The sequence below is a fragment of the Endozoicomonas elysicola genome (assembly GCF_000710775.1).
In the GTDB taxonomy this organism is placed as follows: domain Bacteria; phylum Pseudomonadota; class Gammaproteobacteria; order Pseudomonadales; family Endozoicomonadaceae; genus Endozoicomonas; species Endozoicomonas elysicola.
This window is the reverse complement of sequence record NZ_JOJP01000001.1, coordinates 4,548,270-4,574,480: the sequence shown is the minus strand read 5'-3', so window position 1 is coordinate 4,574,480 and position 26,211 is coordinate 4,548,270. Positions and strand designations below refer to the sequence as shown.

The window sequence follows — 26,211 nt, the reverse complement described above, 5'->3', positions numbered from 1 at the left end:
CTTGAATAAGCCTGTTTTTCAAGGGAAACGGCTCATACTCAAAGAAAGGTTGACTCTATAAAAAATGGCCATTAGTATACGCATCCGCTGCAGCAATGCACGAAGGTCTGCGTCCCCTTCGTCTAGTGGCCTAGGACACCGCCCTTTCACGGCGGTAACAGGGGTTCGAGTCCCCTAGGGGACGCCACTTATCTCTTTATAGAGAGCAGGGTTTGAAGAACCCTTAAAATCATCTTCATTGCGGGAATANACGAGAGCCTGTCCCTGAGTCTCATTGTTTTGCCTATCCCGGGCGGTGATCAGTAACCCATCTAATCTTGAATAAGCCTGTTTTTCAAGGGAAACGGCTCATACTCAAAGAAAGGTTGACTCTATAAAAAATGGCCATTAGTATACGCATCCGCTGCAGCAATGCACGAAGGTCTGCGTCCCCTTCGTCTAGTGGCCTAGGACACCGCCCTTTCACGGCGGTAACAGGGGTTCGAGTCCCCTAGGGGACGCCATTTTCCTCCATGAAATCCTCATATCAGTCTACTTCATCTTCTGAATAATAGTCCGGCGGCTCATCGTCTGATTCGTACTCAAACTTCTGATTTTCTTCCATATCTTCCGGTTCATCATCGTATTCGACGATATCGTCAACTGACTGATCAACAGACTCAGAGTTCAGCGTTGAGGACTGTTCTTCGAATTCTTCCGATACCTCAATGTCAGGAAAAGCAGGGTTGGCCTCAACATAGGGTGACAAGCCCACAAAAAACATCAACACGAGGGCTATTGTGGCACCCAGCTTTTCCAGAAAAGACGTCAGAACAGTCATTTTCAAACTCCAGATACTATGTTTCTGAGCCAGACAACGCGTCCCGACCGAAGGGCGTATCAGGGCGCCACTATGTCTTCGTTGCGGCATTTTGAAAGGCAGCTAGCCTTCCTGCAATGACGCGCTTTGTCAGTCGGAACGCCCTGATACGCTGAGCGCGCAACGAAACGTCAACAGGCCCTAAGATAGCAGAGTCCTGAAGTCCTCAGAGGAAAACAGAAAAGCCGGTTGCTAGAAGTGGATCCTGCACTGGCCGTTTTTAACGGATCTACAGTCAGCCCATCAAAAGGATGATCTTTTTGTGTTGTATAACGGGCTTTTTGGGCGTGTTTCTGGCAGCTCAACTATCTTATCTGTCACCTGATTTTAAAAGTGGTAGAGAGGCGAGAAATGAAAAAGTGCATGGCGTGTTTGCTGCTGGCGTCTGCTCCAGTGTTTTCAGATGTTTTAAATCCCCAGAGTTTTCTGAATGAAGTTGAGTCAGAAGTACAAAGTGCAGTAAAACCAGCGCTTGAGATGGTTAATGTGCCGATACAGAGTCCTTCATGGCTGATTGGTTGCTGGGTTGATAAAGAACAGGCCCACTCATTCTTTAAGGTGGTTCCTGATGGCTTTTATTATAAAACCTGGTCTGAAGGCAGTGTAAGTCAGTTTCAAATGCGTGATGCGTCCGGTGTATACCCACGGTTTCAGAATACTTACTCAAACCCTGCTTATAGCCGGTATACATTGAACGGAACCAGAAAAGGCGACACATCCGGCGGTGTGTTCACTGACATGAACTTCAGTCAGGGGGAAGATAAGGATGTTATCGGTGTTAGCGGGTTTCTTAATGGTTTTCTTGCGGCCTGGAGTGTTAGCTTGATCAGCACAACCTACAAAAGGTCGGATGATGTCAATTGCAATGTAGAAAGCACTGATCAGTCTCATCTGGTTTATTAGCGGTGAAGAACATGGATGTTGTTAAACTCTTCTTTAGTAAATCAGCATTCTCTCTTTCTGTTTAGCATTAAAAAATAACATTGCCTCAGGGCAGGGGTAGAGCCCTTTGATAATTCAGAGTAGTGTAGACAGCCCGACCTTACCATTGTTATAACAGCACCTTTATTATCCTGCGACCAGAATAATCAGGGGTAAGCATGAAGCTTTCTGCCTTTGGCGAAAAATTTACCAGCCACTCCGGCATCCTTTCATTAATGGATGATCTGGGCAATGCCCTCGCCGATGGTAAAGATATGATTATGATGGGCGGTGGTAACCCGGCCCATATCCCCGAAGTAGAAGAGGTCTTCAGACAGCGACTGCGAAAAATAACCGAAAGCCAGGTGGAGTTTACCCGGCTGGTGGGTACCTATGATCCTCCCCAGGGAGAAAAAGATTTTGTTCGAGAGATGGCTGCTTTTCTTAACCGGCAGTTTGGGTGGAAGTTGACAGAAAGAAATGTCGCGCTAACCAATGGCAGCCAGGCCGCATTTTTTATGCTGTTTAATATGTTTGCTGGAAACTATGGTGACGGCAGTCATAAACGAATCCAGTTACCATTGGCGCCAGAATACATTGGTTATGCGGATGCTGGGTTGAGCGATAATTTTTTTGCAGCCAACAAACCGGAAATTGACCATCTGGATCAGCACACTTTTAAATACCGTGTTGATTTTCAGGAACTGGTCATTGATAAGAGCATTGGTGCGCTGTGTGTTTCCCGCCCTACCAACCCTACCGGGAATGTTTTGACGGATCAGGAAATTGAACGTCTGGACAGTCTTGCCCATCAGCATGATATTCCAATGATTGTTGATGGGGCCTACGGAACGCCATTCCCCAAACTGATTTTTACAGAAGCGACCCCACGCTGGAATGAGCATACGATTCTCTGTCTGAGCCTTTCAAAGCTGGGTCTTCCCGCAGTCAGAACCGGTATTGTTATTGCTAATGAGCAGGTTATCAGGGCGCTGTCTGGTATTAACGCCATTATGAATCTTGCTCCAAACAGTACTGGCAGTTTGCTGGCTCTCGACATGATACGCGATGACAGTATTAACCCTCTTTGTGAAAATGTGATTCGCCCTTACTACCAGGAAAAAGCCGAGTTTGCCGTGAATTGCCTTAGGCAGAAGCTGGGTGATATTCCCTGGCATGTCCATAAGCCAGAAGGGGCAATGTTTTTGTGGCTGTGGTTTGAAGGGTTACCTATTTCCAGTCTTGAGCTTTATGAACGACTAAAGGCAAGAAATGTTCTGGTCGTTTCCGGACATTACTTCTTCCCGGGAATAGACGATGACTGGCCTCATAAGCATGAGTGTCTCCGGTTGACCTATACCCGTGATCATCAAGACGTTGAAAAAGGTCTTTCTATTCTGGCGGAAGAAGTACTTAAACTATACAGGTAAGGCAGTGAAGCTGAATTGTGATATGGGGGAGAGCTTTGGCTCCTGGCAAATGGGAAATGATGAAGCAGTCATGCCATGGATCGATATGGCCAACATTGCCTGTGGTTTTCATGCCTCTGACCCCGATATCATGAGTGACACTGTGAAGCAGGCGGTAGGCTGTGGTGTCACTGTTGGAGCCCACCCCGGATACAATGACAAGATGGGGTTTGGTCGCCGGCCTATTCCCCACAGCCTTGAAAGCATCACAAATCTGGTGGCTTACCAAGTTGGTGCACTGGATGCTATCTGTCAGCAGCATGGTACTCGTGTAAAGTACATTAAGCCTCATGGCGCTCTTTATCATGAGATGATGAATAATCCTGATGTATTTGAGGCCATTGTGATTGCGGCAGCAAACATGGATATCAAGCCAGCCCTTATGATTCAGGCAATGGGTGATAATGAATTGCATAAAAAGATGGCTGATAAGTATTTAGTGCCACTGATTTATGAAGCCTATGCCGACAGGGCTTACGATGATAATGGTTTGCTGGTATCAAGGTCTTTACCGGATGCAGTTCACCAGGACTCAGCCGTGATACTTCAACAGGTTAAAGACTTACTATCAGGGGAAATTAACACCATCAGTGGAAACCGACTGGTGCTGAAAGCCGACAGTCTGTGTGTTCATGGTGATAATCTTGACGCTATCGCGCTGATCCAACAGATTCGACAGATTTTGAAGCCGGCAGACTCGGCTCCATGATGGATATCCAGCCTATCTCAGAAACGGCGTTGATCATAAAGCTGGGTGATTATATTGATACGCAGCTTGCAGTAAAAATAGGTGATATAGCTGACGGTATTAGAAATAGCTTTGCATCAGAGTTAATTGAAGTTATCCCTTCTTACACGACGATTTATATCCAGTACCATCCTCTCAAAGCTGATTATTATGAGTTAAAAAAAAGATTGCAGGCGTTGGTTGATACCTTTTTCCTGTCCGGCGACCTTCTCCAGAATGTAAGCAAGGTAATCACCTTGCCCATCTATTACAGCTTGGAAACTGGTCCGGATTTGCCTGGAATAGCCCGGTTTCATGAGTGCACAGTTGATGATGTTGTTCATATTCACAGTCAATCGACCTATGTTGTCTGTGCTATCGGTTTCAGTCCTGGTTTTGCCTTCCTTGGTGCTGTTGATCCATCTATTGCAATGCCAAGAAAAACTGAGCCAAGAAAGATGCTGCCTGCCGGGAGTGTAGGAATAGCTGACCGACAGACAGCCGTATACCCTTCCAGCACGCCCGGAGGTTGGCAGATTATTGGTAACTGCCCAATTTCTCTGGTTGATTTTGATAAGACACCTATGTCGCCTTTTTCTGTCGGCCTTTCTGTTAAATTCCAACCCATATCACGGGATGAGTTTTTTGAGCTTGGAGGCACTGTGTGGTCACACTGGAAGTGATTGATCCAGGAATGCTGGTGCAGCTTCAGGACCTTGGTCGAGAGGGAATGGGTTATCAGGGCTTGGCTCAAGGAGGTCCGATGGACCTTCATGCCTATTGCTGGGCAAATTATCTTTTGGGAAACAGTATGTCTTGTTCCCAGTTGGAGATAACGGGAGGACAGGCAAAATTTCTAGCGCATCGAGCCGTAACGCTGGCTGTAACGGGGGCAGACCTGGGGGTCAGAGTGAACAACCAGCCTGTAGGTGGTTGGAAAACCATTCATCTCAATAAGGGGGATATGCTTTCGTTTCTGTTCCCCCGAAAAGGCCTTAGAGTTTATCTGGCTATTCCCGGTGGCTTTTCTGCACAAGAGGTTTTTGGCAGTGTCGCGACAGTTTCCAGGGATGGTATTGGTGGGCTTGGAGCTAACAACAGTGCTGGTTGCCTTATAGGCCGAGGGGATTGTCTTAAGTCGATATCTGATCAGGTTTTCAGGCCAGAAATCAATCGTATGGTTCCGGCTTGTTTTATCCCAGAATATGGACTGGAGCTCAGGCTGAATCTCATAGAGTCGTATCAGGCATCAGCTTTTTCAGAAGAAAGTCGTAAACGTTTCTATGACTCAAACTTTACGCTATCGTCAAACAGTGACCGAATGGGGTATCGATTAGACGGAGCTGTGATTAAACCGCCGTTTAGTGGCGTAATTTCTGAGGGGATAGCATTAGGAGCTGTTCAGGTTCCTGAAAATGGTCAGCCGATTATTCTTATGCGTGACCACCAGACGCTGGGTGGGTACCCCAAGTTTGGCTGTGTTGCTCAGTTGGACTTGAATAAACTGGCGCAGGCAATGCCAGGCACCTCAATACGCTTCCAGTTGGTATCTCTTGAGACAGCAGGCAAGAGTTTAAAAAGCTTTTACGCCTTCTTTAATCTGTAGCCTCCTGTTTTTCTATTGGGTATTGCTGCTTGCAATATAGAAAATCAATTCTAAATTAACTATATCCGCTCAGCATGAGCGGGCATAAAGACTAGCATCAATGACGCCTGCCATCTTTGTGTTACCTCCACTTCCATTCAATGAACCTTATGCCTTTGTTCGGTGGTAGTTAGCGTTATTTCCTCAGCTCTTGTTATATAAGAAGAGGAGCTTTCCAATGAAAGTGTTCAGTTTGCGTATTCCTATAGTATTAGGCGTATTGGCAGGTGTAGCCCTGTCTTCATCTTCAGCTTTTGCTGTAGGGAGTAATGCTCCAGTAACGCCTACACACCTTGAACAGCCTGGCAAGCTGAGATCAATGGTGCCTCTTGATCAATTGATCGTGACAACGCGAAATAAGTTTGGAAATAAGGCTTCTGACGTGGTTGTCCACTCAGCACGGCTGCTGGAAGAGGAGCGGCAGAAGGTGTTTGTTATCGACTTTATCGATGCCAATAACAAGCTGGAACGTGTGGTTTATGATGCCTTCAGTGGAAAGCAGATAGATCATGCTCCCATGCAGACGCCTATGCCTATGGAAGAAATATTGGCAAAGGTAGATAGCAAGTATCCGGGATCGAATCGAATCAGAACCTGGCTGGAAAGACAGAATGGAGGTATGGTCTATGTTATCGAACTGGCTGATAAGCAGTTTAAGGTAAAGCGTCGTCAGTTAACCATGGATGCTTATACCGGTCGAGTAATCAAGGATGAAACCTATGACATGAAACCGGATGGCAAGCAGATATCTCTAGAGCAGATTATTAAAAATGCAAGGGAAAAGTACCGTGGAATGGTGGTGCTGAGAACTCGAAGCAGTATGAAAGATAACATTAGAGTTAGAGAAATTGTTTTCCTGGATGACAACCGAGTCAGGCATAAAATGGTGGTGAATGCGGTAACAGGAGAGGTTATAGAGGACAGAATTGCGCCATTAAGCTGGATTTGAGAATTGCTGTTCAATTTGTGTGGTATTGGTGAATATTCGGCTTTTGATTGGTGATGCGTAAATCCAGCTGCATACCCACTCTGTAGCTGGCTTCCTATCTTTATTAAGATGGTCGAGTCTTTCAGAGGTTATTGGTACATACTTTTCATTTTATAATATTGTTTATTTTTACTTTTTCTTTTCATAATAAAAAAAAATTGATTCTTTACAGTGCCTATTCTTAATCAAAAGAGTTTATTTAAATCTATTGTTTCGAAATTTACCTCTTCGATTGGTGGTGGCGTTTGTTTAAACGCTTCTGGTGCTGATTTTCACCATTAAAAATTCTTGAGCTTTATGACTAAGCATCGTGAGTTCCCGCCAGGTTTATAAAAACAGTGTAATATTATAAAAAGGATTGATGATGCACCAATCAATAGTGGATACTTCTTCACAATGTGTCGTATCGCGATTGCAAGACCCTGCCTCAGGATCTTGCAGGAGGCTAACAAGGAGTATGTCTACTCCAAGCTTGGGGCGGTACGGTGTTTCAACTCCCTCACCCAGCTTATCAATTCCAGAGAAATGCAGTTCTTTACCTCACTTTTCCCCTGACACTGTTACACCAAGTCAGCTTTCAGGCCTTATTCATCACTCTACATCAAGCCCCAAAGGTGAGTCTGGTGTTGGTACTTCCAGTGCACCTTCTTCTGTGATGGTCAGAGATGCTAGACCTGCAGAGCCTGAGCTAAATATGAAAGTGCCGGACGAAGCTTCCAGTGTGACAAAAAAACGTCTAGCAGAGCATTCAACTTCAGGTACTACAACCGAAGTTTCTGAGCACCCACATGTTGCTAACGATGAGCCTGTTACTTCTGCATGTTCTGGTACTGAGGTTCTAGAGCCGGTTTTTCTGCCTCAGTGTGAACATTCATGTATCACAGGCGATAGAGGTCAAGCTTCCAGTGAGAGTGGTGATTCCGTATTGCCCGTGAATCCAATAACGTCTGATCATGCTTTCGATGTGGGCAAACCTGAAGAATATATAGAACCGATTAAAGGGATCTTATTTGATGAAATGGCTGATTACCTTAAAGAGATTGATGATTTTGATAGAGAGTATGAGTTTTCAAAAGAGCAGAAATCAGTTGATGAGATCTCTCTTTGTGATACTGAAAGTGTAACACCACCTGACTTGGAAAACCCAACAGAGGCGGAGTTATCGTCTAGTACATTTGATATGACAAAAAGAATGATGTTGCTGGAACAAGTAAAGGTGCTGGCGGGAGATATTATAAGGGCAAGAGCTCGAGGTATTTATAGTTCTGATAATTTGAATGGTGGTTTTAATCAGTTTTATGAACTCATTTTTGAATCAATCAAAGCATCTAAGTTGAACAAGGAAGTAAGTCCTGTTTTTTACCTTCAGAAAAAAATAATATCGCTTTTAAACTCTACTCTAGGATGTTTGGATGGGGAAAGCCATAAGTCCATGAAGGCTGTGATTGAACAATTGGAAAAATGTAGTAGCCCAGGTGAAGTTAGTGAGTATTTGAAAAATTCTCATGTTGATTATTTAACTTATTATCATGTGTGCAGAGATATTGTTTTAAAAGCTATGTTTGATCTTGGGGCGGATTTTGATGGAGCTAATCTTGATTGTATGATCAGTTTACTGTCAATTTGTTTTCTTGAGATTTGTAAGATTGAAATTAAGTCCTCGGAAATTGAGCTGTATAGAAACTTGTACTTTGAATTACATACTGCTTTGTCTCCTGCATCACCAGAGTGGCGCAGATCTTTTGCTAATGTACTTGCTGGCTGCTTTACTCGAAGCGGTATAACACTGCTATACCTCACGGATATCTTTTTTACAATACTCCATTCAATCGGTGAAGGAGAAATATCAAATGAATATCAATTCGCAAGTCAGTTTCGTATCTTTCTTGTTTTATATAGTATATTCACTGTTATTCCTCCGTCTTTGAAAAACAGCTATAGCATCTATCGTGCAGGTAAAAATAATCCAGAGACTCCTAAAAAAGATACGGTTTTTAGCATAGCTACAAATTTTGGTAAGGATTTGACAGCTCTCGGTGGAAGTGTTTTTTCTCTTTTAGGGGTGTCTCCTGCTACTCGTCTATGTCAATTATTAAATCTTGGCTTAAGTACGATTTTTGCCCGTGACCTTATTCACCGGTTTTTGGAAGCTTATGAAGTTGACATGAGACCCATGGATTGGAAGGGCAAGGCTAAGATTTATGCTCCTGCGATTTTGATAGGTGGTACCTGCTACTTTTTGCCTCTATGTATTCCTGAGACTAGTAAAAAGTATTGGGGTTATAGTGGAGGTGATCAGAACTTTATACCTCATACTCTTCGGTCTTTGGTAAATAACTTATTCACTCCTTTAAGTGGCGGAGATGAGGTTATTCGGCTTTTGCTAATAGCTAGCTTATCCGCTTCATCATCTTTAACTGCCCATACTTTTTTAGATATTAAACGTTGTGACAACTCTATTGTAAGAGAAAAACTTAATACATATCTAAAAGCCCTTGCCATTCGGTTTGGATGTACTGTGGCTACTGTTGTGATAGCTGTACCGGATGCATATCCAAGGAGAGTAGGTTCTGATGGGGCTTCTGGATACACTAAAGGTTCGTGGGTTTCTATAGAGACAACAGAGAGTGCTAGTCGTATTCCTACGGAGCCGATTGAAAGTACAACTGCCGGAGTAGTTAATTCGACTTCTATATTTACAGTCAATGGCTCAGACGCTTTTGCTACCGCCAATGTAGACAGCACTGCAGGTTTATCAAATATGAGTGGTTCGGTTACTGAACCCATTCATAGAACTACTGCCGGGGTGCCCCTTTCGCTAACTAGGGGAGCCACGGAAAGTTCTGTCTATTCAGACGCTTCTGGTTCTAATGCTTCAGCATCTGAATCTGTAGAATATGTTACAATACTTCCTATTCTTGGATCATTTTCGGATCTATGGAAGAGCTTATACTGGGAGGATAATGTTCGTGAGTTAGGTGGAGATATTAAAAGAACATCCAATGCAAATCAGTGTCAAAAGAAGGAAAAAGAGTTCAGTAGTCAAATGCAAACTCTACCCTGGGAGAATTATACCGTTGGGGGGTTTTTGGGGCTTGTTGACCAAGGGTTGGAAGGTATTGGTTATTATAAAGAAGTAAATACTAGGTTTGGTATTAAAATACCGAAAAAAGTACAGCAGTTAGGAAATGTGCTAACCCATACTTCACATACGAATACAAGGCGGCTTGCTTATTTGGGAGGAGGGGGCAATAAAAAACAACTATCGCCGGCTCATCAATACAAAATAAAGCGTTTTGATGTCGTAAGTTATGACGATGCAACGCAGGGTAAGCCTGAAAATACAGGCCTGCAACCGGGATTGGGTGCAGTTGCAAAAAAGGTTAAAGCTGTATCCGCTGCTGAAGATTCTAGGATATCTGAAAGTATCGAGATGACACCGTTTGGTGTTAATGATGAAACCACTCCATTTTTACCCAAAAGAGAAAAAAATCCTGGTACTCAAAGAGCGTTACATGTTGCAATTGATATGTCCGCAGCCATGGACAGTCAGAGTGCAGAAACAAAGCAAGCAACTTTGACCCAAGCAAAAGTTGATCATCAAGAGGTTTCGACTTCAGGGTCGGTGAGCTCACGTGATGTGGCCGTGGTTAAGTCATGGCCAAGCACTCCAAGTATTTCTGGTGGGGTGTTTCAGGATCCTGATACTCGTTCTCATTTGTGATTGGCTATTGTATTTTTTATCAATACAAGTGAGCTGAGCTTAAAGTTGGCATTTGATGAAAAAATATTATTTGCCTCTCTATATGAGGCAAATAATAGTCAAAAGTAGCTATTTCTTTAGCTGGTCTTATTCATCATCGCTATCAACATTAACAATTTTGATATTCATTAAAATTGCATAAACTCCCGGAACTATCATTACCATGGCAATAACCATCATCAGCTCATCATAATTGGCTGAGGCAAAGGCAGAGATAATAAACAGCGAAGAAAGAGCCACAATCGCAATGTTGGAGCGGGATGTTTTCTTCTCCAGGTGATCCAGTTTCAGCAATGCCACGCCAGACCAGAAATAAGGAAATAACAGTAACAGAACTGAGATGGTTACTGAGATATTAAACGCCTCAGCAATATCGCTACCCATCAACATCAGAACCAGTTCTACGGCGGTCATAATTACACCGTTAATAACCAGCCCCTTGCTGGCAATGCCATATCGGTTGGTATAGGAATAGGCTTTAGGCAGAAAGCCATTATCCGCACTGGTTTTTGCGGCACTGACTGAGTTCAGCCCCCAGACCATAAAACTGGCGATACAGGCGACGGCCATGACCAGGGAAACTACCTGCCCAACGTAAGATGAATGAAAAATCTTTTCCATGGAAAGGGCAAAGGACGCAGGGGCTTCCTGAATCACTTTTGCGGTAAACATGCCTTCCATCACCGTGGTGGAAAGGATGTAGAATACAGCCACGACCAGAAAGCCAACAATGGTAGCAATGGGTACCACCTTTTGGGGGTTCTCTATTTGCTCGGCATTGGTGGCCACACTTTCTACACCCACATAAGAAAAGATCAGTATGGCAAACCCAGCCATAATGGCTGAGCCATCGCCTTTGCCCGAGACATTCCAGTTTTCATGAAATTGAGCAGGGCTGAACTCCAACCAACCCAGTACACTGGTGAGAGCAACGGCAACCAACAGTAACGTGACCGTGATGGAAACTACCTGGGCAATGATGCCTACACCTCTCAGTGATAACACTACGAAGAGCCAGATCAGAGCGATGACAGTGCAACCAAGGATGATTGGATCATTCAGCTCTGGTAGAAACATAGCTATATAGCCAAGTCCGGCAATCAGAATGGAGACATTGGAAATCAGGTTGCCATAGACGTAAAAGAAACCGCACTTGGCACCAATGATCGGGCTGACGGTGGTTGCCAGGGCTGTTGGGCTTGGATCATCAAAACGTTCACCTGCTCTGACATAGACCAGCGTTAGAAACAGCGCACCCAAGGTGACCAGAATAAATGAAACCAGCGTAATAGAGCCGGTAAAGGCGAGTTGTTGGGGCAGGGCAATGACGCCGCTGCCGGCAAGGCTGGAAATAATTAAAAAGGTGGCACCGATGACACCCAGTTTTTTCGCATTACTCCCTGTTGGGTTTGAGTCAGGTTGACTTGAAGACGTCTGTTGTTTATTCGGGGTGTCACTGGACATGGTGAAGACTCCTGTGCCCTGCGCGGTGGTAATAAAACAGTGGTAATGACATAAAGATGATGCAGCCAGCCAGCAGGAAGCCAATGTAGCTGAGGGTTGCGGTTAGTCCCTCTTCTTTGACTGCGGCTGTGGGGATAAAGCCAAACATGAAGACAAAGCAGCTGGTGATAATGGCAACCCCGGAAACCAGCCAGATACCAGGTTTTCCGCCGGGAATCCGGTAACTGCGATAGATCTCGGGGCGTGAATAGCGCAGTTTTATTGCTGCGGCAAACATCAGCAGATACATGATCAGATACAGCTGTGCAGCAAGGGCGTTCATCAACATAAAGGCACTGCTGACCGAAGGCATGAATAAAATTGCCAGTGACAACAAGGCGGAGAGTGAGGCTTGCAGAATTAAAATGGGTACAGGAACACCGTATTTATTGTTTTTCTGCCACAGGCTTGGGAAGTAGCCTTCCTGAGCGGCTTCACGAATGCCTTTTGAAGGGCCGATCATCCAAGTGATGACCATAATCATGGCGCCATAGGCAATCAGCAGGGTAATTACTGGGGCCAGCCAGGAGAGGTCATGGATGGCAAAAAAGGTTCTGAGCGCCTGATCTACACCGGCACTCAAGCTGACATCACTGGAGGGGATCACCAGCGCAATGGAAAGTGATGCCAGCAACGACAGAGCGATGATCAGGGCACAGGCTGAGAAAATGGCTTTTGGGTAACTCTTTCCCGGGTCTTTGACTTCTGTGACATGAACGGCGGACATCTCCATGCCGGTAAACGACACCAGCATGGCGGCCATCAGCATCAGGTGCTGGACATTTTCAAACTTTGGAATAGTGGCTGCCCAGGAAAAGTGAATGGCAGTGGGTTTACCCGATAAAAGGTACATTCCACCCAGCGTGATAATAATCAGGCAGGGAATAATACTGCCAATAATAACGCCTGTAGTGCTCAGCAGGGCCGAGAACTTCAGCCCTCTCAGGTTGACCAGTGTAGAAAAAGCCAGTGCCAGCCAGATAAACCCGACCACAAACCATTTATTTTCGGCCAGTGCCGGATGAATGATGTAGGCCACGGCAGAAGCGGCAAAGGCAAGAACCATGGCAAACCAGGGCAGGTTTTCTACCCACTGCATAAAAATCGCAACGACACCCCACTTTGGGCCAAAGGCTTCAGTAACCCATAGATAAACCCCGCCTTCACCCTGCCAGCCGGAAGCCAGTTCAGCAGATACCAGGGCGGAAGGAATAAAGAAGCACAGTGCTGCAAGGCCGAGGTAGAAAACCAGTGAATACCCATACTCTGCCAGACTGGGGAGAGCATGGAGAGCCAGTATGGCTGCCACATTGATCATGGTCAGGGTGAAAACGTTGAGCTTATGAGGCAGCTTTTTTAAACGTACATGGCTTGATGTTTTTTTCTTCATCATTCTCTTGGTAAAGAGCTGAGTCGGCTCGGTCGTTAAAAGTAGACCGGGAGCGTGAAACTCCCGGTGGATGGGTCATGCCTTCACGCATAGGGTATGGAAGAATTTCTTGCCATCCCGTTCTACTCGTTCGACGCCATGTATATCGCTTTCGTAGCCTGGGAACAGGTTTTCAAAGTTCTGTCTTGCCGTCAGATAGTCAAAAATGGGGCTGGCTTTATCATTCATGGATTCCCCACCCATCATGATGGGGATTCCAGGAGGGTAGGGAACCATCATGACGGCAGGAACACGCCCCTCCATGGCTTCCAGTTCCACATACTCAACCTGTTTTCTGACGACACAGTGGTAGGCATCGGCTGGCTTCATGGCGGGGTCTGGAATGACCTGGAAGGCAGCCTGCATCTTGTCGAGCATCTGGTGCTCTTTAAAATACTGGTGAATTTCATTGCAATGATCCTTCAGGCCGACACCGGCGTATGTCTCCGGATAGTCATTGACCAGTCTCGGCAGTGCCTGTTCAAGAGGAGCATTAGTGTCATAAAGTGCCTTGAATTTCAGCAACGCTGAAAGCAGGGCGCTTTGTTTGGCTTTGGTGGTACCCAGTGAGTTGAGCAGCAGGAAGGAATAATAATCGGTTTTTTCGCAGACAATGCCGTGTTTGATCAGGTAGTCGGTAACGATGGATGCGGGAATGCCTTCATCAGCAAGGTTACCAGCATCATCAAGCCCTGGCGTGATAAACGTCAGTTTTATGGGGTCCAGCATGGCATAGTTGTCTTCAATGTCTTCAAAGCCGTGCCAGTCATTCTTCCGGTTGAATACCCAGGCTTCCTGATGGTTGCCCAGGTATTCCACAGGAACATTTTCAAAAGCCGTATCACTGCCGTCGTAATTGACGATGCGAGGTTGCCACATTTCAAAAAACCAGCCTTTGGCGGTTTTCATTTCTCTGGCAATCCGGGTGACTTTCTGGCGCAGACGAATAGCCTCCAGAATAATGTCGTTCAGCATAATTTCACCGTTGTCATCCATCATTTTGGTGGCAACGTCCAGCGACGCAATCATGCTGTACTGTGGCGAGGTGGATGAGTGCATCATATAGGATTCGTTAATCTCATCCGGGTTGATTTTGACTTTACTGCCACTGCGGATGTGCAACATGGATGCCTGGGAGAAGGCAGTCAGTAGCTTATGAGTCGAGTGGGAGCAGAAGATTGGGGGATGGTCGCTGTTCCTGTCGTCATCCGCCATGCCAAAGTGATCTTTGTAGATTGGATGAAATCGGGCGTAGGCATACCAGGCTTCGTCGAAGTGTAGGTTTTCGACACTTTGCTGAAGCTCTTTTTTAATGTTGATAACGTTGTAGCAGATGCCATCGTAGGTTGAGTTCGTCAGTGCTGACATTTTTACCGCACTTTGACTTTTTATCTCAGCCGGAATATTAGGATGAGCGTCGATCTTGCTGCGGATGGATTCTTCCGAAAACTCGGATAAACGGCAGGGGCCGATGATTCCCCGTTTGTTTCTTCTGGGAACCATGTACACCGGATAGGCATCGGTAATGACCATGGCATAGTTCAGGGACTTATGACAGTTGCGATCAACAAAGGCAATGTCATCCCTGACCAGCTGGCTGCGCCAGATGATCTGGTTAACGTTGGATGTCCCATTAAGAACGTAATAGGTGTAGTCAGCGCCAAATACACGGGCTGAATTTTTCTCTGCGTCACCTACCACTCCAGAATGATCCAGCAAAGACCCGAGCTCCGGTACAGAGATCGACAGATCAGCACGAAAGACATTCTCTCCATAAAAGTCATGCATGGCCGTGCCCGAGGGACTGTGCAGAAAGCCTTCGCCACCCATGTGTCCGGGCGTGTGCCAGGCGTATTTATACTCTTGGGAGTACTCGACCAGAGCGCCAAAAAAGGTGGGGTATACGCTCCGGATATAGTCATTCACAAAGACATCAATACGCCCGGCGAGAAATTCGATGGTGTCTGCTGTTTTCCACAGAGCATCATCAATGATCTCAAGGACATGAGTAGGAATATTGGCAGCGGCCAAACGTTCGGTCAGCAATAGAATCGGGATATGTTTATTTCGGGAACGAATGAGATTTAGCAGTTCTTCGGGCTCCATATTCTCACTGCAGGTTTCGCTGCGAATATCCCAATCGATAATGACAGCACCCAGGTCAGAGCGGGACATGAAAATTTCAACACCATCTTCGTAACTGAATGATGGATGTACGGACAACTCCTGAACCTCTTCCAGATTTTCAACCAGCTCTCGCAGCCGGAAACCTTCGTCATTATTGGCGTCAAACTGAGCAGAAATAATCAGGACTGGCCATGCCCGTTTGGTGATCTTCATAATCAACCTCGAAGAAAGCGGCTTGACAGGAACTCGGGATTACACAGAAGCGTGTTCCTCGGGGGCGTTCTCAATCAGTCACGAGACCGGTTGATCATATGCCTAGTTACCAAACGTCCCCGGGAAGCGGCAGTGAGTAGCAGGTAAGTACTTTCACGAAAGGATAGTCTTAGTATGGAAGTTGCGCCAAAAGGTGGGTAACTCTGTTGTTGTTTATCAAATACTGTAACTTTGTAGTCCAACAGGGTGTCAGTTATTAGCAGGGATGGGAAAGAATGAAGTCAGGAGGTCATCGCCAGCTGAGTAAGGTGATTTCCTGCTTCATTTATTCTTTTTTCTGAGCAAATGACTGGTATCAGAGTTTCGATACTGCCTGATTGATTTGTTCAGCGATGTCCTGATTTTTGAAAGCACCTGCTTCTAAATCAAAATTTTCATAGAAATTGGGAACGGAAATAGAAGACTGAACATCTGCGCCGAAAAATTGAGCTGAGCCTCTGGCTGCAGCCAATACACTCTGAGCACCACCTGGTCCGGGTGAGGTAGAAAGATAAACGGCTGGCTTATTGGCAAATACGTTACGCTCAATACGGGTTGCCCAGTCAAAGAGGTTCTTATAGGCGGCAGAGTAAGAACCATTGTGCTCTGCAAATGAAATGACCAGTGCATCGGCTTGGGCGATATCGGCGAGGAATGTTTTCGCGTCATCTGCCTGTCCAATCTCTTTCTCTTTATCTTCACTGAATAAAGGGACCTTGTAACTGTTGAGGTCCAGAACGATCACGTCTGCACCTTCAATTAGATGAGCAGCGTAGGAAGCAAGGGCTTTATTTATGGATGTAGAGCTGGTTGATGCTCCAAATGCGACAATCTTCATGATGTTCCCTTCTGACTTTATTTTAAGTAGCTCTTTGGCTGGTTGTTTTAATGCTACTGTATATTTGAGCATATCGAGAGCCCGGAGCGTCAGCAACCATTCCAGAGCCTAAGCCTTTTCGCACCCCTTCAAAGATCGGAAACGTATTTTTACGTAATGCCTTCCGTATCATCCGGCGCTAGTCTATGTCCGAATGAAATTCAATTTGGAGCTGGACAGCAATAACCGGTCTATGGATGATGTGACTCCCTGACGCCTGATCGTACGCAGTAATTTTATTATGGCTGGCTACGTACTTCAGGATCGCTGGATTGTGTAAGAAAGAACAATAAATGACCTGACACAGGAAACTGTTATGACTCAGAGTTTGCAGAACCGTCATTTTCTCAAGCTACTGGACTTTTCTCCACTGGAGATCAGCCACTTGCTGGAACGTGCCGCGCAGTTAAAAGCTGCCAAACGATCTGGTACTGAAGAGCAGTTTTTGAAAGGTCGAAATATTGCTCTGATTTTTGAAAAAGCGTCTACCCGGACCCGTTGCGCCTTTGAAGTAGCCTGTTTTGACCAGGGCGCCAATGTGACTTATATCGGTGGAGGTTCCCAGATGGGGGCCAAAGAAACCGTGAAGGATACCGCGCGGGTGTTGGGGCGTATGTACGATGGCATCGAATTTCGTGGCCACTTACAGGAACATGTTGAAGATCTGGCCACCTTTTCCGGTGTTCCAGTATGGAATGGTCTGACCAATGATTGGCACCCGACTCAAGTGCTCGCTGATTTTCTGACCATGCAGGAACACGGCAATGGTCGCCCCCTGAACGAGATGAAGCTTTGCTATCTCGGGGATGGGCGTAACAACGTTGCCAATTCATTGATGGTGGGCTCTGCCAAAATGGGTGTGGATTTCCGGATCGCAGCGCCAGCGGCATTTTTCCCTGATAGCACTTTGGTTGAACAATGTCGGGAAATTGCCCGGGAATCCGGGGCGAAGATCACCATTACCGAGTCGGTGGATGAAGCGGTCGCTGGTTGTGATTTCCTTTACACCGACGTCTGGGTTTCCATGGGTGAGCCGATGGAAGCCTGGGATGAAAGGGTCAAGCTTATGAAACCCTATCAGGTGAATCAGACAGTGATGCATAAAACAGGCAATGCTAATGTCCGTTTCCTGCACTGTCTGCCAGCCTTTCACAATGATGACACGGTGATTGGCAAAGAAGTCGCTGACAAATTTGGTATGAACGGCCTGGAAGTTACTGAGGACGTATTTGAGTCTGACGCTTCCATTGTGTTTGATCAGGCAGAAAACCGTATGCATACCATCAAGGCAGTGATGGTGGAAACATTGGGTAAAAGCCGTTAGTCCATAGGGAGTCGGTAGTTCGTACAAACGACGGTTACCCATCAGAATTGCAGGAAGCAATGAACCTGTCCTGCTGTTCAGGTAGAACTCTGCGAAACTCGTGGAATTGTCTACTCTATTAGGTGTTTTTCATTCGTTACCTGGAATGGTTCCTCAGATCTTCCCTATGGATGACTGAGGTGCCTGCTTTATTGATTGAAATGATTACTAGCAGGAGGCTTGGATAGAGCCAGCAGTACAAATCAGTGTTTGAGCTTATTAGTTCAAACATACGACACTTGGCTTATGTTGTGTGCAATGAGGTGTATCGCCACTTACTCAGCGTCACCTGTATGACTGATGATCTTCTGAGCCCATGATCCATTCTCTTTTCATTTTCCCAGCAGTATAGAGGAGCAGTAATGCCCCAGAGCCTATTGCGATACACCAATATTCTCAGCATCGTTGGTGACCTCATTCGCGTCCACGTACCTAACCTGGCTGAGGGTAATGCCCAGGCTAACTACGGTGACCTGGCGTTGATTGAGCAGGATGGACAGACATACTCCATGGCGCAGATCATCAAGATTGACCATGAAGAGGTTTCTCTCCAGGTTTTTGCCGGCACCAAGGGGCTATCCACCGGTGCGTCTGTCTGCTTCCTGGGCCAGCCAATGAAGACGACATACTCACCCAATATCCTTGGGCGTATCTTTAACGGTGCCGGTGAGCCTATTGATGGTGGTCCTGCACTGGAGCAGGATCCCAAGGTAGAGATTGATGGACCTTCGGTAAACCCGGTTCGTCGTGTACTGGCTTCCCGCATGGTACGTACCAATGTACCGATGATTGATGTCTTCAACACGCTGGTTGAGTCTCAGAAAATCCCTATCTTTTCCGTCGCTGGTGAACCCTACAACCGCTTTCTGGCCCGTATTGCCATTCAGGCAGAGGCAGATGTTGTAGTCTTTGGTGGCATGGGCCTGATCTTCGATGATTACCACTTCTTCCGCACTACCTTTGAAGAAGCCGGTGTATCTGCCCGTACCGTTATGTTCACCAACCTGGCTTCAGACCCAACGGTTGAACGTCTGCTGACGCCGGATATGGCGCTGGCGGTGGCTGAACACTTCGCAGTAGAAGAATCCAAAAAGGTTCTGGTTCTGCTGACCGACATGACCTCTTATGCCGATGCCATGAAAGAGATCGGTGTTGCCATGGACAAGATTCCTGCTAACCGTGGTTATATGGGGGATTTGTACTCCCAGCTGGCGCGTCGTTACGAAAAAGCCTGTGACTACAAGGGTGCCGGTTCTGTGACCATTCTGGCGGTTACTACCATGCCTGGTAATGATGTGACTCACCCGGTTCCCGACAACACCGGTTATATCACCGAAGGTCAGTTCTACCTGCACGAAGGACACCTGGATCCATTTGGTTCCCTGTCTCGTTTGAAGCAGATGGTTCAGGGTAAAGAAACCCGCGAAGACCATCCGGCGATCATGAACACCATGATCCGCTTCTACTCTGACTCTGTGAATGCGGCTCAGAAGCAGGCAATGGCGTTTGAACTGTCCAGCTATGACTTGAAAACCATCAAGTTCGGCAAGCTCTTCAAGAAACGCTTTATGTCTCTGGACGCTGCGATGTCTCTCGAAGAAGCGCTGGATAAGTGCTGGGAGACCATGGCCGAATGCTTTGGTCCTGAAGAGACCCTGATGAAACAGAGTCTTCTGGAAAAGTACTGGCCAAACCCAGAGCAACTGGCCGTTGAGGAAGCTTCTGAAGCTGCAGCTGAGGCGTAATTATCATGGCCAAGGTAGCTCTCAACAAAAGTTCATTAAACAAAGAGAAGCGCAGTTTAAAGACTTACAACCGTTATCTGCCAGCGCTTGAACTCAAGCGTCAGCAGCTGATGATGGAACGTAAGAAAGCCGAAGAGGCTCTGGCGGAAACACGGGAGCATCTGGCTGAAGTGGAGCAGCTGGTCAGACAGCAGCTCCCGATGTTGGCAAGACAGGATGTTCCAGTGGACAACCTGGTGAAGGTGACAGATGTTCGCCTGACCCAGGAAAATATTGTCGGAACATCAGTTCCTCTGGTAGAGCATATTGAAATTGCGCTGACACCATACAGTGATCTGGCTAAGCCCCACTGGGTTGATTACCTGGTTGAGCTTCTGCAGCAGATGATTCGCCTGAGAATAGAACTTCAGGTTCGTCAGCTGCGGCACAAGGAGCTGGACAAGGCGACACGTACTACGTCCCAGCGGGTAAACCTGTTCTCCAAGGTTCTGATTCCCCAGACCAAAAAGAACATCCAGAAAATCCAGATCTATATGTCTGACCAGGACAGAGCCAGCGTAATGAACGCCAAGCTCTCCAAGGGCAAGGTTCTGGCCCAGGAAGCCAAAGGAGGTCATTCGCAGGCAGGCTGATATCCGGCTGGTGTCTGGCTCGGTAAGAACCTGACACGCATAACCTGCGAAAGCATTGATTATGGCTATTAAACGACTTAAAAAGATTACCCTTTACGGGCCCAGTCAGGAGAAAAGCGGCATCCTTAAGGAGCTGCAATCCCTTGGCTGCCTGCATCTGATTCCATTAACCGAGAAACCGGCTGATGTTCAGGTACAGCCTGCGGAAGCCAGTGAAGCGAAAGCGTGGCTGGAGCGCAGTCCTAAGCAGAGAAGGCAGGTTCGCAACTTTCGCGAGCGTAAGGATGCTGCCCGAGTAGACGACATTGTTCATAAGATTCTGGACAATAAGTCTAAGTTCCGTGAGCAGTCCGATATTCGCGACAAGCTGCAGGAGCGTATTCGTGAAGTGCGTCCCTGGGGAGAGTTTACTTTTCCTGCCCTGTCAGACCTGAATGGTCAGCGGCTCTGGTTCTATGTTCTGCCCAATGGTGAACTGCCGGCACTGAAGGATTCGCTGAAAGAGTGCGAGCTGCCCTGGGAGCTGATTCACCAGAGCCAGAAAGACAGCTACGTTATTGTTGTTTCTGACAAGGAGCCTGAAGACGTTCTGCTGCCTGTTCATCGTTCTCATGTGGGTAAGATCCCGCTTTCCCGTCTGGAAGAGATGCTGGATGAAGCAGAAGATGCAATCGAGGACCTTCTGGCTGAGCGCGAAGCGCTTACACGCTGGAACTACCTCCTGGATCAGGTACTGGCGGCTCGTCTGGACAGTGCTGATCTGCAGCAGGCCACGAGTGGCACGATGGATGAAGACAGCTTCTTCCTGGTTCAGGGCTGGGTTCCGGTTTCTGAGCAGGCCAATGTTGAAGCCTTCACCGCTGCCCACGGTGTTGCCGCAATATTTGAAGACCCGACAGCAGACGACAATCCCCCGACGCTGCTGGACAAGCCGGCCGGAACCGGTGGTGGTGCGGATGCCCTTGGGTTCTTCCAAACACCAAACTACCGTGCCTGGGATCCGGGCAATGTGGTGTTTTACTCATTCTCGCTGTTCTTTGCGATGATCATGAGTGACGCCATGTACTGTCTGATTTTCGGACTGATCATCTTTCTGCTCAGAGGCAAGCTCAAGCAGAGTGAAGCGGGTCGTCGTCTGATGAATCTGGCGTACTTTATGTCCGGCGTGGGTATTGTCTGGGGTGTCTTTATCGGCAGTTACTTCGGTGCGGCACCGGACAGTGGAAGCTTCCTGGGTAAGCTGGCCTTCATTGATCTCAATGATTACAACGCCATGATGAAACTGTCGGTGGTGATCGGTGTTTCTCACCTGATCGTTGCCAACGTCATGACGGCGGTGGTAAATCGAGGCTCAAGCTATGCTCTTGCCCCACTGGGCTGGGCTGGGTTAATGGGTGGTGGCCTGACGCTGTGGCTGGGTATGACCCGGACATTACCAGAAGCTTTTGAAACCACGATTGGCCCCGGCCTGATGATTGCCGGTGCCTTGCTGGTATTCCTGTTCTCCAGCAGCCGTGAAGTGAAATCTTTCAAGGACCTTATTCTGAGAATGCTGGATGGCCTGAAAGCCGTCTACAACATTACCGGTGCTTTTGGTGATGTGCTCAGTTACATGCGCCTGTTTGCCCTCGGCCTGTCCGGTGCATCCCTGGCCATGACGTTTAACTCTCTGGCCATGGACGTTCTTAATTCCAGCCCCGTTACCGGTGTGCTGTTTGCAGGAATTATTCTGCTGCTGGGTCACCTGCTTAACTTTGCACTATGCATCATGAGTGGTGTGGTTCACGGCATGCGTCTTAACGTCATTGAATTTGTCAACTGGGGACTGTCTGACGAAGGCTACCCATTCAAAGTCTTTAACCAACGAACAACTTTTAGTAAAGAAGAGGATTAACAATGGATGCACTGATTTTGGCTCTGGGTTGGGTAGGTGTTTTCGCGCCGGTTGCTCTGGGTGCAGTGGGTTCTGCAATCGGCTGTTCTGTCGCAGGACAGGCTGCCTGTGGTGCGATGCTGGATGTTGAGAGCGGCTACGGTAAGTTCGTCGGTCTCTCGGCCATGCCATCTTCCCAGGTTATTTACGGCATTGTAATCATGTTTACCCTGAGTGGCATCGGCGTCACTCTGGCCAGCGCTCCTGGTCTGTTTGGTATTGGTCTGCTGACTGGTATTGCTCTGATGTACTCTGCTGTTTACCAGGGACAGGCGGTAGCGGCTGCAATCAATGCTTCCAAGAACAAGCCGGAAGTGTTTGGTCTCTCTATCGCACCTGCTGCGATCGTAGAAGGCTTTGCGGTATTTGCTTTCGTATTCGCACTGGTGATGGGTCAGGGCATCGCTGCCTGATGATGTGGTGAATGATTGGCACCACAAAGTCACTAAGACACAGCGTTTAAAAAATCATTTCTCTGTGCCTTCGTGTCTTTGTGGTGACAAAAACTTACTGACCCATTAGCAAATACAGGATTAGATAATGAGTACTGCAACTCCTGAAAAACAAACCGGGAAAACCGTTTCCGTCGGTGTTCAGGAACTAATCGAAAAGCTGCGTAACCAGGGCGTCGACAGTGGCCGCCAGGAAGCGGGCAAGATTATTTCTGATGCTGAAGCCAAAGCCGCTGAGATGATCGCGGATGCCGAAAAGCGTGCCAGTGCCATTGTTGGCAAGGCCCGTGAAGAAGCTGATTTTATTACCAAAGCGGGTAAAGAAGCACTGCAGCTGGCTGAGCGTAATGCCATCCTTGAGCTGAAAGATTATCTGCTGGAAAAATTCTCTGACCAGATACGTGCGGTCGTCAGCCATTCCATGGAAGGTGACAAACTGCTGGAAGAGATGATTCTTGAAGTTGCTGGCCAGAACAACCTCCGTGGCGAAAACAACATCGAAGTGATCCTGCCAAGAAAAGTGATTGGTGTGGATGAACTGCGCGATAACCCTGAACTTCTCAAGGCGGGTGGCCTGCTGGAGTTTGCCATGAAGCGTGCCAGTGAGATGCTTCAGGATGGCGTGACGTTCACCGTTGGTGGTGCCGGCCAGAGTGGCATTGCGTTCCGTCTGAAAGATAAGGATATCCAGGTAGAGTTGACAGACGAAGCGGTTGCTGCGGTTCTGCTGAAGCACCTGCAGCCACGTTTCCGTGCCCTGCTTGAAGGCATTATTAAATAAAGTGATGTCAGATCATCGGTAGCCGGGTTTACGGCTGCCGTCTGATCCGGTTTCTCATCCTGAGGACTTGTGTCCTGATGCTTGTCCTGAAATAGAGGAGAATGAGATGGCAGACAATGCCTACTATACCCTGCTGACATCGCTGCCGCATATTGACTCACTGTTTAACAGCAAGATTACGCCTATCTCCCGAATTCAGCTGGATCGTCGTCTGGCCATGCTGTCCACGGAAGATCGTGAAACCCTGGTTAAGGTCGAGCAGCTGGTTCACTGGAGCCACCTGGGCGAAGAGATCAAAGAAGAGTATTTGATCAACCTGGCAGAGCGCCTGTTACAGGAGTTGGACAGCCCTGATCTGAAAGAGCTGGTGAACTGGCGTCTGGATATGCGAACCATTGCTGCTGCCTTGAGACGAAAGGCCAATGGTATACAGGCTCCGACGTCGGCGAAATGGAGTTACGGTAGCCGCTACGCATACATCCGCCGCAACTGGAATCATCCAACACTCGGTTTGCAGAATGCATTCCCGTGGATACCGGTGGCTGTTGAATGCCTGAGCAAAAAAGACTACCTCACGCTGGAAAAAACAGTGATGGAAGCGGTATGGAACAAGCTGAATGAGCTTGGTGCCAGACATCGTTTCGACTTTGAAGCCGTGGTGATCTATCTGCTTCGCTGGAACCTGGTGGCGCGCTGGACGGCCTACAATGGCGAAGAGGCAGTGGTTCGGTTTAATGAGCTGACCCAGCAGGCATTGGGCGAATTTGCCCACCAATTGCCGGGTTCCCCAGATTAAACGTCAACAGTGTCGACTATGACAGAAGTGTCTACAACGACATATAGCTGACGATTTACGACAACGGTTATACACATGACTGAAGAGACAAATACAGATTTGATGCAACAGGCCTCTGCCCGGGTGGTAGCGGTGATGGGTGATATCATTACCATCGAAAGCATCACTGGCCAGGATGGTGAGAGAAAGCCTCTGGTTAAGAACGAGGTGGTTTATGTACTGCCAAGCCGTCGCGCCAATGAGGCGGTAGAAGAACAGCTGATGGCTGAAATTCTCCGTGTTCGTGGTAATACTGCTGACATCCAGGTGTTTGAAGAAACCCGTGGTGTCGCTGTAGGAGACATGATCATTCAGACCGGGCACATGCTGTCTGTGGATCTGGGGCCTGGTATTCTCAGTATGATTTACGACGGTCTGCAGAACCCACTGGAACGTCTGGCGAATCTACATGGCCGTTTTTTGCAGCGAGGTGTTCAGGTTGAGTCCCTGGATCGAACCCAAAACTGGGCCTTTACCGCCGTTGCCAAAATTGGCGATCGACTTCATGCTGGCCAAACCTTTGGTACGGTGCCGGAAGGTCGCTTTACTCATAAGATCATGATTCCATTTGATACTGTGGGCGAAGTGGAAGTGGTTTGGATTCAGGAAGGTAACTTCTCTGTTGACACTGTGGTGGCTCGGGTTAAGAACCAGAAGGGGGAAGAAATTCCTCTGACCATGTACCAGCGCTGGCCGGTGCGTAAGTCGATTTCTGAAACACTCGCTGCGAAAGGAAAGACCGAGCGTCTCTATCCTAACCAGCCACTGATCACAACCACCCGAATCGTCGATACCTTCTTCCCGATTGCTCGTGGTGGTACCGGCTGTATCCCAGGACCTTTCGGTTCCGGTAAGACCGTACTGCAGCACGGCTTCTCCCGGTACTGTGATGCGGATATTGTAATTGTCACTGCCTGTGGTGAGCGTGCCGGTGAGGTAGTAGAAACCATCGAAGAGTTCCCGCATCTGCAGGATCCTAAGACTGGTGGTGCCCTGATCGACCGTACCGTAATCATCTGTAATACGTCGTCCATGCCGGTAGCTGCCCGTGAGGCCTCTATCTACACCGGTCTGACACTGGGTGAGTACTATCGCCAGATGGGTTACAATGTTCTGGCCTTGGCGGACTCTACTTCCCGCTGGGCTCAGGCAATGCGTGAAACCTCTAACCGTCTGGAAGAGATTCCGGGTGAAGAAGGCTTCCCTGCCTATATGGACTCTGCCATCAAGGGTGTTTACGAGCGTTGTGGTGTGGTTCGCAATGAAGACGGTGACGAAGGCTCCCTGACCATGATTGGTTCTGTATCACCTGCCGGTGGTAACTTTGAAGAGCCAGTGACCCAGGCAACCCTGAGTACGGTAAAAGCGTTCCTTGGTCTGTCTTATGACCGTGCTTATAAGCGCTTCTACCCAGCGATTGATCCATTGATCTCCTGGTCTCGTTACCTGGATCAGCTGGAAGACTGGTACTCCAAGAATCTGTCACCAGAGTGGGTCAGTAACGTTAAGGAGATGCAGGAGCTGCTGGTTCGTGGTGACAGCATCAACCAGATGATGCAGGTAACCGGTGAAGAGGGTATCACCCTGGAAGACTACGTGACGTTCCAGAAGTCCTTCATGCTGGACATGGTGTACCTACAACAGGACGCTTTTGACGATGTGGACGCTTCCTGCCCAATCAATCGTCAGCAGGAAAACTTTGACCTGGTGGTCAGTCTGATTCGTCAGCAGTACAGCTTCAGTGACAAAGAAGAAGTGCGTGATTACTTCATCAAGCTGACAGGCCTGTTCAAGAACATGCACTATGCGCATCATGGATCCCCTGAGTACAACAACTACATGAACCGTATTCAGGAGCTTCGCAGCCAGCACGCAATGGGTGCTCTGGCTGCATGATGCTTCATTGTTAA

General features: G+C 47.6%; 20 protein-coding genes and 2 tRNA genes. 17 read left to right on the top strand and 5 right to left on the bottom strand.

Annotated features, from left to right (window positions below; translation table 11 throughout):
- The first annotated feature begins 111 nt into the window (after positions 1-111).
- Together GV64_RS19235 and GV64_RS19230 are read left to right on the top strand one after the other, a co-directional pair.
- Positions 112-187, top strand: a tRNA-Glu gene (locus GV64_RS19235).
- A 240-nt stretch (positions 188-427) separates the two neighbouring features.
- Positions 428-503: transfer RNA gene (locus GV64_RS19230), tRNA-Glu, on the top strand.
- 23 nt (positions 504-526) lie between these two features.
- Here the strand turns inward: GV64_RS19230 and GV64_RS19225 are convergent.
- A complete protein-coding gene (locus tag GV64_RS19225; RefSeq protein ID WP_020581414.1) occupies positions 527-820 on the bottom strand; it encodes a hypothetical protein in 294 nt (97 codons plus the stop codon).
- Between the two features lie 390 nt (positions 821-1,210).
- Here GV64_RS19225 and GV64_RS19220 point away from each other — a divergent pair, with 390 nt between their 5' ends.
- The 7 genes from GV64_RS19220 (at position 1,211) to GV64_RS26330 (ending at position 10,333) form a co-directional block, all read left to right on the top strand.
- Entirely contained in the window at positions 1,211-1,762 is a 552-nt protein-coding gene (locus GV64_RS19220; protein ID WP_152554126.1) for a hypothetical protein, read from the top strand.
- A gap of 197 nt (positions 1,763-1,959) precedes the next feature.
- Positions 1,960-3,210: a valine--pyruvate transaminase gene (locus tag GV64_RS19215; protein WP_020581412.1), complete on the top strand. Its 1,251-nt coding sequence runs from the start codon at positions 1,960-1,962 to the stop codon at positions 3,208-3,210.
- 4 nt (positions 3,211-3,214) lie between these two features.
- Positions 3,215-3,958 (top strand): 5-oxoprolinase subunit PxpA, encoded by a 744-nt coding sequence (locus GV64_RS19210; protein WP_026258087.1) that lies wholly within the window; start codon positions 3,215-3,217, stop codon positions 3,956-3,958.
- On the top strand, positions 3,955-4,659 hold the full coding sequence (pxpB, locus tag GV64_RS19205) for a 5-oxoprolinase subunit PxpB (RefSeq protein WP_020581410.1): 705 nt from the start codon (positions 3,955-3,957) through the stop codon (positions 4,657-4,659). Before GV64_RS19210 ends, pxpB begins: the two co-directional genes overlap by 4 nt.
- Positions 4,641-5,582 carry a 5-oxoprolinase subunit C family protein gene (locus GV64_RS19200; RefSeq protein ID WP_085931362.1) on the top strand — a complete coding sequence of 314 codons (942 nt, stop codon included), beginning with the start codon at positions 4,641-4,643 and terminating at the stop codon, positions 5,580-5,582. The genes pxpB and GV64_RS19200 overlap by 19 nt, the downstream gene beginning before the upstream one ends.
- A 217-nt stretch (positions 5,583-5,799) precedes the next feature.
- Entirely contained in the window at positions 5,800-6,570 is a 771-nt protein-coding gene (locus GV64_RS19195; RefSeq protein WP_020581408.1) for a PepSY domain-containing protein, read from the top strand.
- A gap of 496 nt (positions 6,571-7,066) precedes the next feature.
- Positions 7,067-10,333 carry a hypothetical protein gene (locus GV64_RS26330; RefSeq protein WP_020581407.1) on the top strand — a complete coding sequence of 1,089 codons (3,267 nt, stop codon included), beginning with the start codon at positions 7,067-7,069 and terminating at the stop codon, positions 10,331-10,333.
- A 126-nt stretch (positions 10,334-10,459) separates the two neighbouring features.
- Here the strand turns inward: GV64_RS26330 and GV64_RS19185 are convergent, their stop codons facing one another.
- From GV64_RS19185 to GV64_RS19170, 4 genes are all read right to left on the bottom strand, one after another.
- Positions 10,460-11,836: an amino acid permease gene (locus tag GV64_RS19185; RefSeq protein WP_020581405.1), complete on the bottom strand. Its 1,377-nt coding sequence runs from the start codon at positions 11,834-11,836 to the stop codon at positions 10,460-10,462.
- Complete coding sequence (locus tag GV64_RS19180; protein ID WP_020581404.1) at positions 11,826-13,268, bottom strand: APC family permease; 1,443 nt, start codon at positions 13,266-13,268, stop codon at positions 11,826-11,828. Before GV64_RS19180 ends, GV64_RS19185 begins: the two co-directional genes overlap by 11 nt.
- Positions 13,269-13,340: 72 nt before the next feature.
- The gene (locus tag GV64_RS19175; RefSeq protein WP_020581403.1) at positions 13,341-15,644 is read right to left on the bottom strand and encodes an Orn/Lys/Arg family decarboxylase; all 2,304 of its coding nucleotides are present in this window, start codon (positions 15,642-15,644) and stop codon (positions 13,341-13,343) included.
- A gap of 355 nt (positions 15,645-15,999) precedes the next feature.
- The gene (locus tag GV64_RS19170; RefSeq protein WP_020581402.1) at positions 16,000-16,593 is read right to left on the bottom strand and encodes an NADPH-dependent FMN reductase; all 594 of its coding nucleotides are present in this window, start codon (positions 16,591-16,593) and stop codon (positions 16,000-16,002) included.
- A gap of 283 nt (positions 16,594-16,876) precedes the next feature.
- Between GV64_RS19170 and argF the strand changes: the two genes are divergently transcribed.
- The 8 genes from argF to GV64_RS19130 all read left to right on the top strand — a co-directional run bounded on the left by argF (position 16,877) and on the right by GV64_RS19130 (position 26,197).
- Positions 16,877-17,884 carry an ornithine carbamoyltransferase gene (gene argF / locus GV64_RS19165; protein ID WP_020581401.1) on the top strand — a complete coding sequence of 336 codons (1,008 nt, stop codon included), beginning with the start codon at positions 16,877-16,879 and terminating at the stop codon, positions 17,882-17,884.
- A 401-nt stretch (positions 17,885-18,285) separates the two neighbouring features.
- Positions 18,286-19,668 (top strand): V-type ATP synthase subunit B, encoded by a 1,383-nt coding sequence (locus GV64_RS19160; protein WP_020581400.1) that lies wholly within the window; start codon positions 18,286-18,288, stop codon positions 19,666-19,668.
- Positions 19,669-19,673: 5 nt separating this feature from the next.
- Positions 19,674-20,300, top strand: coding sequence for a V-type ATP synthase subunit D (locus GV64_RS19155; protein WP_020581399.1), 627 nt, complete (start codon positions 19,674-19,676; stop codon positions 20,298-20,300).
- Between the two features lie 61 nt (positions 20,301-20,361).
- Entirely contained in the window at positions 20,362-22,194 is a 1,833-nt protein-coding gene (locus GV64_RS19150; protein ID WP_020581398.1) for a V-type ATP synthase subunit I, read from the top strand.
- 2 nt (positions 22,195-22,196) lie between these two features.
- Complete coding sequence (locus GV64_RS19145) at positions 22,197-22,646, top strand: ATP synthase subunit C (protein WP_020581397.1); 450 nt, start codon at positions 22,197-22,199, stop codon at positions 22,644-22,646.
- Between the two features lie 127 nt (positions 22,647-22,773).
- Positions 22,774-23,466 carry a hypothetical protein gene (locus GV64_RS19140; RefSeq protein ID WP_020581396.1) on the top strand — a complete coding sequence of 231 codons (693 nt, stop codon included), beginning with the start codon at positions 22,774-22,776 and terminating at the stop codon, positions 23,464-23,466.
- Positions 23,467-23,572: 106 nt separating this feature from the next.
- Positions 23,573-24,262, top strand: coding sequence for a DUF2764 family protein (locus GV64_RS19135; protein ID WP_020581395.1), 690 nt, complete (start codon positions 23,573-23,575; stop codon positions 24,260-24,262).
- A gap of 75 nt (positions 24,263-24,337) precedes the next feature.
- Positions 24,338-26,197 (top strand): V-type ATP synthase subunit A, encoded by a 1,860-nt coding sequence (locus GV64_RS19130; protein ID WP_020581394.1) that lies wholly within the window; start codon positions 24,338-24,340, stop codon positions 26,195-26,197.
- Positions 26,198-26,211: the final 14 nt, after the last annotated feature.